Below are 14371 nucleotides of genomic sequence, written 5' to 3' on the forward strand. Positions count from 1 at the left end.
GTGGCGAGTCACCCGGCTGGAGCCCAATCCGCGCTGGTGCTGGGCGGCGGGATCTCCGGTCTCCTCTCGGCGCGGGAGCTGGCCGCTGCCGGGCACCGGGTCACAGTCCTGGAAGCCGGCGTGGAGTGGGGCGGCTGCGTGGGCAGCCACGTTGTAGCCGGCCTCACACTGGACAGCGGTGCCGAATCGTTTGCCACCCGGTCCGACGCCGTCGCGGGCCTCGCCAGGGAACTGGGCCTTTCGGACAGGATTGTCGCGCCGCGGCCCGGCGGCGCCTGGGTTCAGCTCCCGGACGGTCCGCGCGAACTTCCCAAGACCGGGGTTCTGGGGATTCCGGCCAACCCCTGGGATCCTGAGGTCCGCCGGTCCCTGGGCCTGCTGGGTTCGCTCCGCGCTTCCCTCGACAGGGTCCTGCCGGCGTCCATCGGCACGGCCGCGGACGTTGTCAGTGTGTCCGCGCTCGTGAGGGCACGGATGGGTCGGCGGGTTTTGGAGCGGCTGGTAGAGCCTGTGGTGGGCGGCGTCCATTCCGCTGATCCGGGACTTCTCGACGTTGACATGGTGGCCCCCGGGCTCCGCGCCGGACTCCGGCAGCATGGTTCCCTGGCCGCCGCCGTGGCCTCCCAACGGCGCAACAGCAGCGGTCCGGCCAAGGCAGGCTCCGCTGTCGCAGGCCTGGAAGGCGGCATGCACACCCTGGTCAGCGCCATGGTGGGCGACCTCCGCGGCCGGGGCGTGACGCTCCTGCCCGGCATGCGGGCAACGTCCGTCTCCCGGACTTCCGAAGGCTGGCGCGTCACCGCCGGGGATAAGGCGTACGACGCCGGGCTGCTGGCGGTGGCAGTGGACGGCCCGGCCGCCGTCGGGCTGCTGGAAAAAGCAGTCCCGGCCATTGCGGGGAAGCAACCGGGCTCCGGGCCGGACGTGCAACTCGTCACCCTGGTCCTGGACAAGCCCGAACTGGACCGCCGTCCCCGCGGCACCGGCATCCTCGTTGCACCGCAAACTGCCGGCATCCAGGCAAAGGCCCTGACCCACGCCACCGGCAAGTGGGATTGGTTGGCAGCCGCCGCGGGTTCCGGACGGCATGTCATCCGGCTCTCCTACGGCCGCGTCGACGGCACCGGCAACCAGCCCGGTGGGCCCGTTACTGATGATGAGCTCCTGGCAGCGTCACTTCGCGATGCATCGGCCCTGCTGGACGTTGGCATCAGCCGGCAGGACGTTGTGGAGTGGGACGTTGTCCGGTGGCGCGGCTCCCTGCCTTTTGCCGCCGTCGGGCACCGTGCCAAGGTGACGGCAATCCGGGAAGCATGCAACGCGGATGGCGATCTCGCCGTGGTGGGTGGCTGGGTGGCCGGGAACGGGCTTGCCGCAGTGGTGTCCGACACGGTGACGCAAATCCGGAATCTTGCCGGCTGAGCATCGTCGCTGGTCAGCCGGACAGCAGCGCAAAACGTTGCTGTTTCAGGCCACCGTTCCCGCTTTTGCTGGTTTTAACATCAGCTGGCCAACTGATTAGTGTCGATGACTATGGTTCACAACAGGTCCGAGCTTTCCATGTCCCGGACCGGTACCAATGGGGGAATCCGACGCGGCGCAGCAGCCGCGGCAATCGGAGCGGTACTGGTTCTAGCTACAGGCGTCCCGGCGTCCCAAGCCACCGAGGGAGCGCCCGACCCCGGTGACCCGGCGGTCCCTGCTGTGGACACTCAATCCCTCCCGGTGGTGGCCCAGCTAAGGGGCCAGGCTACTGCAGCACGCGAGGACGCGCCCGGCCTTAACCGTGACGGGAAGAACGAAAACAAGGCCCCTTCAGGCAAGGGTAAGGATTCCCAGCCTGCCCGGGCCGCCAGCCCTAGCCCGACTGCTGCGCCTTCCGCGTCCGCGGTTCCCTCAGCCCTCCGGCCGGCTGTAAGGGCCACACAGAAGCCGACCCCAACGCCTGCGCCGACTGCCACGGCATCCCCGGTTCCGACCGGGAACGCCCCTGCACCCAGCGCTCCCGTATCCAGCGGTCCAGCATCCAACGCCCCCGTATCCAGCGCTCCGGCAGTTAGCCGCCCAGCGATTTCGGCCCCTGCGGACTCCGCTCCTGCATCCTCGGAGACTGCGCCTGGCGTTGCGCCTTCAGCCCCCGATGCCGTCCCGGAGGCGCCGCGGGCCAAGGCCCCCGGCACCCCTGCTTCCCCGGAAACGTCCGCAGGGTCACGCGGGACGCCGGCAATGCCTGCGTCGCCTGGATCAACCGCGGACGGGGACCTTCCCGTGACGGGGAAGGACCAGTCCGCAGCCGATGCCACGGCAGGTGTACCCAGCGTGCCCGGGACGGCTCCAGTTGGTGGACAGACAGCATACGTGCCGATTTACTCCGTGCGGCAGACCCGGGCAGGGTGGACGCCGTACACCACAGCCATACCTGGGAACTCTGTCCGCAGCAGCGCGACGCTCAAAGCGCAGCCGGAACCGAAAAGTGCCCTGGTGTGGCTTGGTTCCGGGCTGGTAGGGGTTGCCGGTGGCGCCGGACTGGTCTTTCTCCGCCTGCGGAATCCCTAGTCCGGCTGCCGGGCTTCCGGGAGCGCGGGGAAGCTGACGCTGCTGTGACTTTGAGCACTTCTACGCTTTGTAGAACTCGCTGGTTTCGACTTGACGGGGACGAAGGGGCAAACTTGTAACCATGAGCCACACTTCTGCCGAATCTGTCACTAAAACCGAAGAATCAGCCGAGCAGTTTTTCACCCTTTGGACGGTTTTCAAGCGTTCTGAGGCGCTGATCCGCAATGCCAATGCTGCCGCTGATTTCGAGGCCCTGCTGGACCGGCTCGCCCAGGCCGGCGTGACGCACCGCGGCAGCTACGACGTTTCCGCGATGAGGGCGGATGCTGACGTCATGGTGTGGCTCCACGGTCCCAAGCCGGAAGCGCTGCAGCAGGCCATCCGCGATATCCGCCGCAGCAGCCTCTTCGCCGGAACGGAGATCGTCTGGTCCGCCATGGGCGTGCACCGCGAGGCCGAGTTCGCCAAGAACCACACCCCCGCGTACTCCCGGGGCGTCGCACCGGCCGAGTGGCTATGCGTTTACCCGTTCGTCCGCTCCTACGAGTGGTACATCCTGCCGGACGCCGAGCGCGGCAAGATGCTGCGTGACCACGGCCTCCTGGGCCGCGACTTCCCGCAGGTGATCTCCAACACGGTCTCTTCCTTCGCCCTGGGCGACTGGGAGTGGATCCTTGGCCTTGAGGCGCCGGAGCTCGTGGACCTGGTGGACCTCATGCGCCACCTGCGCGCCACGGAAGCACGCAACCACGTCCGCGAGGAAATCCCCTTCTACACCGGACGCCGCATTTCCCCGGCAGAAGTTGCAGAGGTGCTGGCATGAGCCCCCTCGAAGGCCGGGATCCGGCCGAAGTTACCGCGGTGAACCCCGTCACCGAGGCCGGCCGGATGGCTCCGAAGAACTACGACGCCGTCCTCCTCGCCTCCTTCGGCGGGCCTGAGGGCCAGGAGGATGTCATTCCGTTCCTCCGCAACGTCACGCGCGGCCGCGGCATCCCGGACGAACGGCTCGAGGAAGTTTCACACCACTACCGCGCCAACGGCGGCATCAGCCCCATCAACCAGCAGAACCGCGAGCTGAAGGCAGCCCTTGAGGCCGAGCTCGCGGCCAGGGGCATCGATCTTCCCGTGCTGTGGGGCAACCGGAACTGGGCCCCTTACATCCCGGAAACCCTCCAGGACGCGTACGACGCCGGGCACCGCCGCCTGCTCATGATCACCACCAGTGCCTACTCCTGCTACTCCAGCTGCCGCCAGTACCGCGAGGACATCGGCATGGCACTGACGGAAACCGGCCTGGATGGCCGGCTCGAGGTGGACAAGGTGCGCCAGTACTTCGACCACCCCGGCTTCGTGGAGCCCTTCATCGAAGGCACTGCCGCAGGCCTGGCAAAGGTCCGGGAACAGCTCGCAGCCGCAGGCACGCCTGACGCGCCCGTCCAGATCCTGTTCGCCACCCACTCCATCCCCACCCGGGACGCGGATGCGGCAGGCCGGTCCGAGGATGAACCCCGCGAATTCGAAGAGGGCTCGGCGTACGTTGCCCAGCACCTCGCCACCGCATCCGCAGTCATTCGGCGTGTGGAAGAGGAATCAGGCCTCACCGCCCCCTGGTCCCTCGTCTACCAGTCCCGTTCCGGTGCCCCGCACGTGCCCTGGCTCGAGCCGGACATCAATGACGCCATCGAGGAGCTCGCAGGCCAGGGCGTCAAGGGCATCGTTATTGTGCCCCTCGGCTTCGTCAGCGACCACATGGAAGTCGTGTGGGACCTGGACACGGAAGCCCTGGAAACCTGCGCCAACCTCGGTCTCGCCGCCACCCGCGTCCCGACGCCCGGCACGCACCGGAAGTTCGTCAACGGCATGGTGGACCTGATTTCCGAACGCACCGTTGCCAACAACATCAGCGACCGCCCGGCCGTAACCGCCCTTGGGCCTTGGTATGACGTCTGCCGTCCGGGGTGCTGCGCGAATTTCCGTGGGGAAAAGCCCACCATCGCCGGAGCGGACACCACGGTGGGCACCAGCCACGATGCCTACCCCGGCGAAGCTGTTGCAGGGCAGTCCGGAGCGGCCGGGGGAGCGCTGCAGCAGTGACAGTCCGCATCGGAACCCGCGCCAGCAAGCTGGCGCTGACCCAGACGCAGCAAACCGCTGACCAGCTCGCCGCGGTAGGAGGCTTCCCTGTAGAGCTCGTTCACATCCGGACCGACGGCGACGTCCTCACCGGTTCGTTGTCCCAGATGGGCGGCACGGGCGTTTTCGTCGCCGCCCTGCGCGACGCGCTGCTGCGCAACGAATGCGATGTGGCGGTCCACTCGCTCAAGGACCTGCCAACCGGCGCCGCAGTCGGGCTCAGCCTCGCGGCTACACCGAAGCGGGTGGACGTCCGCGATGTCCTCTGCGCCCGTGACGGGCTCAAGCTTGCCGACCTTCCTTCCGGTGCCACCGTAGGAACCGGCTCGCCACGCCGTGCAGCCCAACTCCGCGCCGCCAGGCCCGATCTTGAGATCGTGGATATCCGTGGCAACGTGGACACCCGCCTGGGCCGGGTGCCCGGCCTTCCGGGCAACGCCACCGATCAGATGGTTGCGGGGAAATCCTGCGACCTCGATGCCGTGGTTCTCGCTGCAGCGGGCCTTGAGCGCATTGGCAGGCTGGATGCCGTCAGTGAGTTCCTCGAGACGGACGTTATGCTTCCCGCCGCCGGCCAGGGGTCGCTCGCTATTGAATGCCGCACAGCCGACGCTCCACCCCGGCCCGGTTCCAGCGAGGGATCCCGGGAAGTGCTGGCGCAGGCACTCGTCGCACTGGACGATCCGGATACCCGGCTTGCGGTCACCGCTGAACGTGCCCTGCTGGCCCGGCTCGAAGCCGGCTGCGCAGCACCGGTGGGCGCGTACGCCTTCCGCAAGGGCAGCATGCTCCACCTGGAGGCCGTGGTCTGTGCCGTGGACGGCACCGCATCGGTCCGGGACAAGCGGGCAACCGACGGGCTGACGGAGGTAGGGGCCACCCTGCTGGGCATCGAACTCGCCGAGGTCCTCCTCGCCGCAGGTGCCGCCGATATCGCAGACCTGCAGGCTTCCTGAGCCGGCCATGGGACTGCCTTCCCGCCGCGTCCGGCGTTCCCCGTGCGGGGAGGGCTGACCATGGCGGACAGCACAGCCGACGCCGTCGCCCGCTCCGGGAGCGGGAAGCCGCTCACTGGGACCCGGGTATTGATCACCCGCAGCCCGGAACGCTCGCTGCCCCTCGTGGCGGCCCTCGAGGAGGCCGGCGCGGTGGCGCTCCTGCTGCCCCTGATCGACTTCGAACGCGCCGCGGACCAGCACTCTCTGGATGTGGCCTGCGATGCGCTCGGTGCCGGCGCGTTTGACTGGCTGGTGATCAGCAGCGCCACCACTGTCCACGTGCTCAACGCCAAGGCACGTGAACGCGGCCTGACGCTGCTGCAATGGATTCCCGCAGGCACCCGGATCGCCGCGATAGGACCGGCCTGCCGGAGGCTCCTCGAAGACGCCGGCCTGCCAGTGGCGCTGATGCCCCGGGACGAACAGTCGGCCGCAGGGCTGCTCAAGGTGTGGCCCGCCGGCGCCGGCAAGGTGTTGCTTCCCCAGGCGGACATTGCACCCGCGCGCCTCGCTGCCGGACTGGCGGCGGCAGGCAGCACCGTTTCGGCAGTGACCGCCTACCGCACTGTCGACTATCCGGCGGCCGCGGAGCGCAGGCTCGCCATTCCCCTGGAGGACGACCGACCGGGGCTGCGGGCGCCGTCGTACTCCCTCCTGGCGCCGGAAGCAGCCGCCGCGGACATCGCGGCCGGACGAATCCATGCAGTGGTGGCTGCCTCGCCCAGCGCCGTCAGGCGGATTTCGTCCCTTTCGCCACTCCACGGCTGCCGCCTGGTGGTGATTGGACGGTCGACGGCGGAACAGGCCGCCGCACTGGGCCTCACCGTTGCAGCAACCGCTGTTGAACCCACGCCGCTCGGACTGGTGGCCGCCGTCGAAACGGCACTCGGCTCAGGAGGAGCGGCCGGCGAGCCGCCGTAACGCGGGCCAACCGCCAGTTAAACTCACCCGATTTACGAACATCGTGAAGGACACAGCATGACTTTTCCAAGCCAACGCCCCCGCCGCCTGCGCACCAGCCCGGCCATGCGCCGGCTGACCGCTGAAACCCGGCTGGCGCCGGCCGAGCTGATCCTTCCGGCCTTCATCCGGGAAGGCCTCAGCGAGCCGAACCCCATCACGTCGATGCCCGGAGTTGTCCAGCACACCACGGACACGCTCAAACGGGCCGCGGCGGAAGCGGTTGAACTGGGCCTCGGCGGCATCATGCTGTTTGGCATCCCCGAGACCCGGGACGCGGAGGGCACCGCCTCCCTCGACCCTGAAGGAGTCCTGAACAAGGCGATCAGGGACGTCCGTGCGGAGGTCGGCGACGACCTCGTCATCATGAGCGACGTTTGCCTTGACGAGTTCACCGACCACGGGCACTGCGGCGTGCTGGACGCAGAGGGCTATGTTGACAACGACCGCACAGTGGAAATCTATGCGCGGATGGCCGTAGCGCAGGCAGACGCCGGTGCCCACATGCTGGGTGCCTCCGGCATGATGGACGGCCAGGTCGGAGCCATCCGCGCCGCCCTGGACCAGGCAGGCCACACCAATACCTCCGTCATTGCCTACGCGGCCAAATACGCGTCAGCCTTCTACGGCCCGTTCCGGGAAGCTGTGGACTCCCAGCTTAAAGGCGACCGGCGAACGTACCAGATGGACGCGGGGAACCGCACCGAAGCCCTGCATGAGGTGGAACTCGACCTCGCCGAGGGGGCGGATGTGGTGATGGTGAAGCCGGCCATGAGCTACCTGGACATCGTTGCCGACGTGGCAGCCATGAGTCCGGTCCCTGTTTCCGCGTACCAGATCTCCGGGGAGTACGCCATGATCGAGGCGGCCGCCGCGAACGGCTGGATCGACCGGCGGGCCGCCATCACCGAATCCGTGCTGGGCATCCGCCGCGCCGGCGCCCACATGGTGCTGACGTACTGGGCGGCTGAGCTGGCCGGCTGGCTGAGGGAGTCCTGATGAGTAAAGAACAAACCGGTGCTGCAGCCGGATCCGGACAGGAACCAGCCGCCCCGGATGCCACTGTCCGGGATGCCACTGTCCCGGGGGCCACTGTCCTGGGGCCCGCGGAGCCGGTGGGCGCGGGCCGGATCCTGATCGGGGTGAATACCTTCGGCGACCTCGGGGAGCACCGCGACGGCAGCCCGCAGTCGCATGCGCAAGTACTGCGCCAGCTGCTGGAGCAGGCAGAGCTGGCGGACGCCGTCGGACTTCACGCCTTTGGGGTGGGGGAGCACCACCGCAAGGACTACGCGGTCTCCGCGCCCGAAGTTTTCCTCGCCGCCGCTGCCGCCCGCACCACCCGGATCCGCCTCGGCTCCGCGGTCACGGTGCTGAGCTCGGATGACCCCATCAGGGTTTTTCAGCGGTTCTCCACGGTGGATGCCCTCTCCAACGGCCGCGCCGAAGTGATGCTGGGGCGCGGCTCATTCGTTGAATCCTTCCCCTTGTTCGGGCTGGACCTCGCGGACTATGAGGTGCTGTTCGAAGAGAAGCTCGAGCTGTTCGACAAGGTGCGGGCGCAGAAGCCTGTGCACTGGGAAGGCCGCACCAGGCCCGCCCTTTCCGGCCTGAGCGTGTACCCGCCCCTGGAACGACACCTGCTGCCCACTTGGATCGGCGTCGGCGGAACACCCGAATCGGTGCTGAGGTGCGCGCAGTACGGCTATCCGATCATCTTCGCGATCATCGGCGGGCAGCCGCGGGCCTTCCGCCCACTGGTGGACCTGTACCGGGAAGCCATGTCCAAGTACGGTCACCCGATGCAGCAGGTTGCCACGCATTCGCCCGGCCACGTGGCGGAAACGGACGAGCAGGCCCGGGAAGAGCTCTTCCCGCACTGGCTGAAACTGCGGAACAAGCTCGGGGCCGAGCGCGGCTGGGGACCTGCCGGCAGGGGAGAGTTCGACGCCCTGTGCGCGCCCGAGGGTGCCCTCTACGTCGGGTCGCCTGAAACCGTGGCCCGGAAGATTGTCCTGCTGAAGCAAAACCTGGGTGTGGACCGCTTCGACCTCAAGTACAGCAACGGCCCGTTGCCGCACTCCGCCATGATGCGCTCCATCGAGCTGCTGGGGACGGCGGTGGCGCCCAGGGTGGCCGAACTGCTTGCCGGGTAGCTGAGAGAATAGGAACCATGACTTCCAGCAATCCTCGCAACGAGGCACTCTTCGACCGCGCCCGCCAGCTGATGCCGGGCGGAGTCAATTCTCCCGTCCGGGCCTTCGGGTCCGTCGGCGGAACTCCGCGCTTTATGGTTTCCGCCAAAGGCCCATACCTGACGGACGCCGACGGCAACGAATATGTGGACCTGGTCTGCTCCTGGGGACCGGCGCTGCTGGGCCACGCACACCCCGCCGTACTGGAGGCGGTCCATGCAGCCGTGGACCGCGGCCTGTCCTTCGGGGCGTCCACTCCCGACGAAGCGAACCTGGCGGCGATAGTCCAGGAACGCGTCCCTGCCGCTGAGCGGGTCCGAATGGTGTCCACCGGCACCGAAGCCACCATGACCGCCGTGCGGCTGGCCCGCGGCTTCACCGGCCGGAACCTCATTATCAAGTTCGCCGGCTGCTACCACGGCCACCTCGACGGGCTGCTGGCCGCTGCGGGCTCCGGCGTGGCCACCCTCGCGCTGCCCGGTTCCGCCGGCGTCACCGAAGCCACGGCTGCCGAAACCCTGGTGCTGCCCTACAACGACCTCACCGCCGTCAAGGAAGCCTTCGCGGCCCACGGACCCAACATCGCCGCCGTCATCACCGAGGCTGCGCCGGCCAACATGGGTGTGGTCACACCCGGCGAAGGCTTCAACCTGGGCCTGTCCCGCATCACCCGCGAACACGGTGCGCTGCTCATTGTGGACGAGGTCCTCACAGGGTTCCGCACCGGCTACTCCGGCTACTGGGGCCTCACCGGCGGCGCGCCTGACGCCGCCGAGCCGTGGACCCCGGACCTGCTCACCTTCGGCAAGGTCATCGGTGGAGGAATGCCGACGGCGGCCCTCGGCGGACGCGCCGACATCATGGACCACCTCGCGCCGATCGGCCCCGTGTACCAGGCCGGGACGCTCTCCGGGAACCCGGTGGCCATGGCTGCCGGTGTGGCCACGCTGACCCACGCCACCCGCGACGTCTACTCCTACATCGACGTCCGGTCGCTGGAACTCTCCTCGGCACTGTCCAGTGCCCTGGATGCCGCCGGTGTGGACCACTCCATCCAGTTCGCCGGCAACCTGTTCTCTGTGGCCTTCGGGACTTCGGCCCGCGGCGTGCACAACTACGCCGACGCCCAGGCGCAGGAAAGTTTCCGCTATGCGCCGTTCTTCCACTCGATGCTTGAGTCCGGCGTCTACCTGCCGCCGTCGGTCTTCGAAGCCTGGTTCCTGTCCGCCGCGCACGACGACGCTGCCATGAACCGGATCTTCGACGCACTTCCGGCCGCAGCAAAGGCGGCGGCAGCCGCGCAAGGCTAGAAACCCAGGCCAGTCCGCCGTCGGGCGTATCACCGCTGGATACAAAGAATCCCCGGTTGCACGATGCAACCGGGGATTCTTTTTGTCCTGCGGCAGGAGCTACAGGACGTCCGAGAGGAAGTTCTTCAAGCGGTCCGTGCGGGGCTCGCTGAAGATCTGCTGCGGCGGTCCCGACTCCACCACCACACCCGCGTCCATAAACGTCACCGTGTCTGAGACATTGCGGGAGAAGCCCATCTCGTGGGTCACCACCACCATGGTCATGCCGCCCTTAGCGAGGTCCGTCATGAGCGCCAGGACGCCCTTGACGAGCTCAGGGTCGAGCGCGGACGTAGCCTCGTCAAAGAACATCACTTCCGGCTTCATGGCGAGGGCCCGGGCGATCGCCACGCGCTGCTGCTGGCCTCCGGAGAGGTTGGCCGGACGCGCGTCTGCCTTGTGCTTCAGGCCCACCAGGTCCAACTGCTCCAGGGCCTCGGCGCGGGCCTGTTCCTGCGGCAGCTTCCGGAGCTTCCGCAGCGCCAGGGACACGTTGTCCGCCACTGTCTTGTGCGGAAACAGGTTGAACTGCTGGAACACCATGCCGATCCGCTGCCGGAGTTCATCCGGGTTGTCCTTCAGGACCGAGCGGCCATCCAGCAGGATGTCGCCCTGGTCGGGCTCGATCAGCCGGTTCATCACCCGCAGGAGAGTGGACTTACCGGAGCCGGAAGGGCCGATCACCGAGGCAGTGGTGCCCTTCTCCACGTGCAGGTCAATGCCGCGGAGAACATGGTTGTGGCCGAATGAGAGGTGCAGGTTCTTGCCGGTGAGGGTTCCGGAAGCGAATTCCGTCATGCGTGTGCCCCCTTACCGATAGGTGCTGCCAGCTCATCCGGTTCCTTCTTCTCCGGCTTTCCGGTTCGCAGCCGGTGGTCGATGTAGTTCACCAGATGTGTGAGCGGGATGGTCATGGCCAAATAGAAGATGGCGGCGGCAACGTACGGTGACAAATTGCCGCTGCGTGCTGCAGCGTCCTGGCCGATCTGGAACAGCTCGCGTTCCGTGGCCAGCAAGCCCAAGGTGAAGACCAGCGAAGAGTCCTTGATCAAGGCAATGAACTGGTTCATCAGGGCCGGAAGCACCCGGCGGATGCCTTGGGGCACCACCACGAGCCGCATCGACGGGCCGTAGCCGAAGCCCAGGGCCCTCGACGCCTCCAACTGGCCCTTCTCAACGCTCTGGATGCCGGAGCGGAAGATTTCGCCCGCGTAGGCGGCGGCCATGAGGGACAGAGCCGCAATGCCCATCGGGTAAGGGCTGTTGCTACCCGTGATTTCCCGATATATCGGCCCGAATCCAAGGCCGATGACCAGGATGGTGAGGACAGCGGGCAGCCCGCGGAAAACGTCCGTGTACGCCCGGGCGGCCCACCGTGCCACTGGGTTCCGGGAGATCCCCATGAGAGCCAGGACCAGGCCGAAGAATGCCCCGATCAGGCCTGATGTGATCGCCAGCAGCAACGTATTGGGCAGGCCCACCGTGAACATGCTTGGCAGAACCTCGGCAATCTGCTTCCAGTCAAGGAAGGTTTCTCCGAGTCGTGTCAGGTAATCCATATGGCGTCGCTATCTTCTCTGGGTTGCCGGTTTCTAGTTCGCAGGGACTTTGACGGCCTTGCTGCCCGGCTTCCAGCCCTCGGGGGTCTGCTCAGCAGCGGTTTTGCGGTCCGTGTACCACTTGGCGGTCTGCTTGGTCCAGGTGCCATCGGCAACTATGGCGTCCAGGGCAGAGTTCAGCGCTTCGAGGAGTGCCGGGTTGTCCTTGGCAACCGCGTAGGCAGTAAAGTTCTGCGTGTTGAGCTTCTTCTCGGCGATCTTCGTGCCGTCACCAGGCTTGACCTGGCCGGTTGCCTGCTGCGACGGCGACACCCAGGCATCCACCTGGCCACTCTTCAGGCTTGCAAAGACAGTGTTGTAGTCAGGGAAGGCAACCGGCTCAAGGTTCAGTGTGTTCTTGACGTAGTCTTCCTGCACGCTGCCGCTGACGACGCCGACGCGCAGGCCGCTGGTCAGATCGTCGAACGTCTGGGCCTTGGCGTCTTCTTTGGTCACCAGGGCCATGTAACCGAAGTCGTAACCGTTGGTGAATGCAACAGTTTCACGGCGGGCGTCCGTGGTGGAAATCGAGGAGGATCCGACGTCGAACTGCTTGTTCTTGACCTGGCTGAGGAGCGCCTGGAACTTCGTGGAGGCGAACTCCACCTTGAGCCCAAGCTTTTCGCCCATGGCGCGCAGGAGTTCGTTGTCGTATCCGGTGAACTTGCCCGACGGGTCAATGAAGATGTTCGGCGGAGCGTCAGACAGCGTGCCGACGCGGAGGGTCCCCTCGGTGATAAGGCCCAGCTTGGACTTGTCGATCTTGTCCAGCGGGGTGACGTCGGCGGTGGTGTATTTGTCCAGCGTCTGCTGGTCACTGCCGGCGAGGGCGTCCGAGGGCGTTCCGCTGGGCTCGGAAGATCCCGAGCCGCCGCCGCATGCTGCAAGGGAAACCGCGAGGGCTAGTGCCACGGGCGCGGTAGTCAGCCACTTCATCGCTTTGATTTTCATCAGGTTGTCACTTTCATTGAGTCTTAAGTCAGCCGGGCCGCTAGGCTGCGCTGGTGGCGCCTGGCACCTGCCCGGTGCTGGTCAAGCAAGGCCAGGGCAGGGGTGACCGCAAAACTTAATTGTCTCACTAGGCCCTGCCATGCGGCTGCCACGAAGAAGCGCGCTTGATGAGGGCCTCTCCGCGAACATAATTCGGCTCTTTGCTGCTTTGAGCGTAGGGTCAGGACCTTGCTGGTTCCGGCGGCGAATCGCGGAGCGCGGAAACAAGCAGTCTTATGAACTCATGTGACTGTGAAATATATCTCGGATCGGCAGCCCGGCCCTTGGGCTAGAAACCGCCGGTGGTTGCGTCCTGGGGCGGGAGCACCGGCCAGTCGCCTTCGATAACAGCAGCCGGCTTGGTCTTGCGGAGGTAGCCCTGGAAATCTGCAGCCTGGCTCACTGCCCAATCCACCTGAAGCTGGTGCAACTGGCTGGCCGGCATGCTCAGTTTCGGGAATTTCCCGGCCATGGCATCCAGGACCCGCAGGGTGGCGAGGGCATCAGCGGCCGACGTATGGGCGTTGTCCAGGACCACACCATACTCTTCGCACAAGGCCGTGAGGGTGCGCTTGCCTTTGCGGTAGCGGTCCACCTGCTTGTTCATGATGTAAGGGTCCAGGACAGGAAACCGCGTAAGTTGCGGGACCCCGTAGCGGGCCGACTCGGCTGCGAGCACGGTGAAGTCATAGCTGGCGTTGAACGCGATGACGGGAGTTCCGTCGTCGAAAAGCCCCTGCAGCACTGCCGCGAGCTCCTGCGTCACCTCGCGGGCCGGCCTGCCTTCGCGTCTGGCCTGCTCAGTGGTGATGCCATGCACATCGCTGGCTTCGGTGGGTATTTCAACCCCTGGATCGGCCAGCCACTCATGCTCTGTGATGACCTCGCCCTTGTGGTCCACAACAGTCACTGACGCCGTGACAATGCGGGCTGCACGCGAGTTGCGGCCGGTGGTCTCGAGGTCGAAGGCTGCGCGGGGAAGGGTGTTCCAGGTACTCATACGTCAACGCTAACGGGGGCCACCGACAATTCCCGGGAGCGCCACTGCGGCTACATTGGATCAATGCGGATTGAGTATGTAGAGGCGGTACTGGCCCTCGTGAGGCTGGTGCCGGCAGGGTCCGCGGTCTCGTACGGCGACGTCGCCGAACTCCTGGGAACGGGCGGGCCCAGGCAGGTGGGCTCGGTCATGAGCCACTACGGCAGCGCCGTTCCCTGGTGGCGCATCCTCAAAGCCAGCGGCCAGGCACCAGAGGGCCACGAAGCCGAAGCCCTCCGTCACTACCTCCGGGAGGGAACCGTGCTGACGGGCGCCTACGAGGCCTATCTGTGCACGGGAGAAGGGTCCTGGCGGGTAGACCTTTCAACCTCACGCTGGGCGCCGACCGATGACGCCTTCGACCAGATCGAGGCCATTGCCGGCGAGCTGCAGCGCCGGCTCCGGACATTGTCAGTGGCTGATGATGGAATGTCGGCGTGACAGTAACAGTTCCCTTTACAGGTCCCCGCGACGAGTACCGGCACGAATCAGCAGAAGGCCTTGAGGCCGGATTCGCAGAAGCAGCTGCAGCATTAAACGACGGCGGGAC

At 66.6% G+C, this 14371-nt stretch carries 14 protein-coding genes; 10 read left to right on the plus strand and 4 right to left on the minus strand.

Annotated features, from left to right (window positions below):
- From hemG to hemL, 9 genes are all read left to right on the plus strand, one after another.
- A complete protein-coding gene (gene hemG, locus QFZ70_RS05710) occupies positions 1-1422 on the plus strand; it encodes a protoporphyrinogen oxidase (RefSeq protein WP_307094475.1) in 1422 nt (473 codons plus the stop codon).
- A 936-nt stretch (positions 1423-2358) separates the two neighbouring features.
- Complete coding sequence (locus QFZ70_RS05715; protein WP_307094476.1) at positions 2359-2556, plus strand: hypothetical protein; 198 nt, start codon at positions 2359-2361, stop codon at positions 2554-2556.
- A gap of 121 nt (positions 2557-2677) precedes the next feature.
- Positions 2678-3379: a hydrogen peroxide-dependent heme synthase gene (gene hemQ / locus QFZ70_RS05720; protein WP_307094477.1), complete on the plus strand. Its 702-nt coding sequence runs from the start codon at positions 2678-2680 to the stop codon at positions 3377-3379.
- Positions 3376-4653: a ferrochelatase gene (locus QFZ70_RS05725; protein WP_307094478.1), complete on the plus strand. Its 1278-nt coding sequence runs from the start codon at positions 3376-3378 to the stop codon at positions 4651-4653. Before hemQ ends, QFZ70_RS05725 begins: the two co-directional genes overlap by 4 nt.
- Positions 4650-5648, plus strand: coding sequence for a hydroxymethylbilane synthase (gene hemC, locus QFZ70_RS05730; RefSeq protein ID WP_307094479.1), 999 nt, complete (start codon positions 4650-4652; stop codon positions 5646-5648). Before QFZ70_RS05725 ends, hemC begins: the two co-directional genes overlap by 4 nt.
- A gap of 60 nt (positions 5649-5708) precedes the next feature.
- Positions 5709-6611, plus strand: a complete 903-nt coding sequence (locus QFZ70_RS05735) for a uroporphyrinogen-III synthase (RefSeq protein WP_307094480.1) — start codon at positions 5709-5711, stop codon at positions 6609-6611.
- Between the two features lie 57 nt (positions 6612-6668).
- A complete protein-coding gene (gene hemB / locus QFZ70_RS05740; protein WP_307094481.1) occupies positions 6669-7649 on the plus strand; it encodes a porphobilinogen synthase in 981 nt (326 codons plus the stop codon).
- Positions 7649-8806 (plus strand): LLM class flavin-dependent oxidoreductase, encoded by a 1158-nt coding sequence (locus QFZ70_RS05745; protein ID WP_307094482.1) that lies wholly within the window; start codon positions 7649-7651, stop codon positions 8804-8806. Before hemB ends, QFZ70_RS05745 begins: the two co-directional genes overlap by 1 nt.
- 17 nt (positions 8807-8823) lie before the next feature.
- On the plus strand, positions 8824-10155 hold the full coding sequence (gene hemL / locus QFZ70_RS05750; RefSeq protein ID WP_307094483.1) for a glutamate-1-semialdehyde 2,1-aminomutase: 1332 nt from the start codon (positions 8824-8826) through the stop codon (positions 10153-10155).
- Between the two features lie 99 nt (positions 10156-10254).
- Here the strand turns inward: hemL and QFZ70_RS05755 are convergent, their stop codons facing one another.
- The 4 genes from QFZ70_RS05755 to QFZ70_RS05770 form a co-directional block, all read right to left on the minus strand.
- Positions 10255-10992: an amino acid ABC transporter ATP-binding protein gene (locus QFZ70_RS05755; RefSeq protein WP_307094484.1), complete on the minus strand. Its 738-nt coding sequence runs from the start codon at positions 10990-10992 to the stop codon at positions 10255-10257.
- Positions 10989-11753: an amino acid ABC transporter permease gene (locus QFZ70_RS05760; protein WP_307094485.1), complete on the minus strand. Its 765-nt coding sequence runs from the start codon at positions 11751-11753 to the stop codon at positions 10989-10991. The genes QFZ70_RS05755 and QFZ70_RS05760 overlap by 4 nt, the downstream gene beginning before the upstream one ends.
- A gap of 33 nt (positions 11754-11786) precedes the next feature.
- Positions 11787-12743, minus strand: a complete 957-nt coding sequence (locus tag QFZ70_RS05765) for an ABC transporter substrate-binding protein (protein ID WP_307094486.1) — start codon at positions 12741-12743, stop codon at positions 11787-11789.
- Positions 12744-13071: 328 nt separating this feature from the next.
- Complete coding sequence (locus QFZ70_RS05770) at positions 13072-13782, minus strand: 3'-5' exonuclease (RefSeq protein ID WP_307094487.1); 711 nt, start codon at positions 13780-13782, stop codon at positions 13072-13074.
- A 63-nt stretch (positions 13783-13845) separates the two neighbouring features.
- Here QFZ70_RS05770 and QFZ70_RS05775 point away from each other — a divergent pair, with 63 nt between their 5' ends.
- Positions 13846-14262, plus strand: a complete 417-nt coding sequence (locus tag QFZ70_RS05775) for an MGMT family protein (RefSeq protein ID WP_307094488.1) — start codon at positions 13846-13848, stop codon at positions 14260-14262.
- The last annotated feature ends 109 nt before the right edge of the window (positions 14263-14371 follow it).

The organism is Arthrobacter sp. V1I9 (assembly GCF_030817075.1).
In the GTDB taxonomy this organism is placed as follows: domain Bacteria; phylum Actinomycetota; class Actinomycetes; order Actinomycetales; family Micrococcaceae; genus Arthrobacter.

What these genes read in the sequence shown, in the direction of transcription:
- QFZ70_RS05775 (WP_307094488.1), top strand. Translation starts at nt 13,846, where the DNA reads ATGCGGATTGAGTATGTAGAGGCGGTACTGGCCCTCGTGAGGCTGGTG.
- QFZ70_RS05745 (WP_307094482.1), top strand. Translation starts at nt 7,649, where the DNA reads ATGAGTAAAGAACAAACCGGTGCTGCAGCCGGATCCGGACAGGAACCA.
- QFZ70_RS05770 (WP_307094487.1), bottom strand. Translation starts at nt 13,782, where the DNA reads ATGAGTACCTGGAACACCCTTCCCCGCGCAGCCTTCGACCTCGAGACC.
- hemL (WP_307094483.1), top strand. Translation starts at nt 8,824, where the DNA reads ATGACTTCCAGCAATCCTCGCAACGAGGCACTCTTCGACCGCGCCCGC.
- QFZ70_RS05760 (WP_307094485.1), bottom strand. Translation starts at nt 11,753, where the DNA reads ATGGATTACCTGACACGACTCGGAGAAACCTTCCTTGACTGGAAGCAG.
- QFZ70_RS05735 (WP_307094480.1), top strand. Translation starts at nt 5,709, where the DNA reads ATGGCGGACAGCACAGCCGACGCCGTCGCCCGCTCCGGGAGCGGGAAG.
- QFZ70_RS05765 (WP_307094486.1), bottom strand. Translation starts at nt 12,743, where the DNA reads ATGAAAATCAAAGCGATGAAGTGGCTGACTACCGCGCCCGTGGCACTA.
- hemQ (WP_307094477.1), top strand. Translation starts at nt 2,678, where the DNA reads ATGAGCCACACTTCTGCCGAATCTGTCACTAAAACCGAAGAATCAGCC.
- QFZ70_RS05725 (WP_307094478.1), top strand. Translation starts at nt 3,376, where the DNA reads ATGAGCCCCCTCGAAGGCCGGGATCCGGCCGAAGTTACCGCGGTGAAC.
- hemB (WP_307094481.1), top strand. Translation starts at nt 6,669, where the DNA reads ATGACTTTTCCAAGCCAACGCCCCCGCCGCCTGCGCACCAGCCCGGCC.
- QFZ70_RS05755 (WP_307094484.1), bottom strand. Translation starts at nt 10,992, where the DNA reads ATGACGGAATTCGCTTCCGGAACCCTCACCGGCAAGAACCTGCACCTC.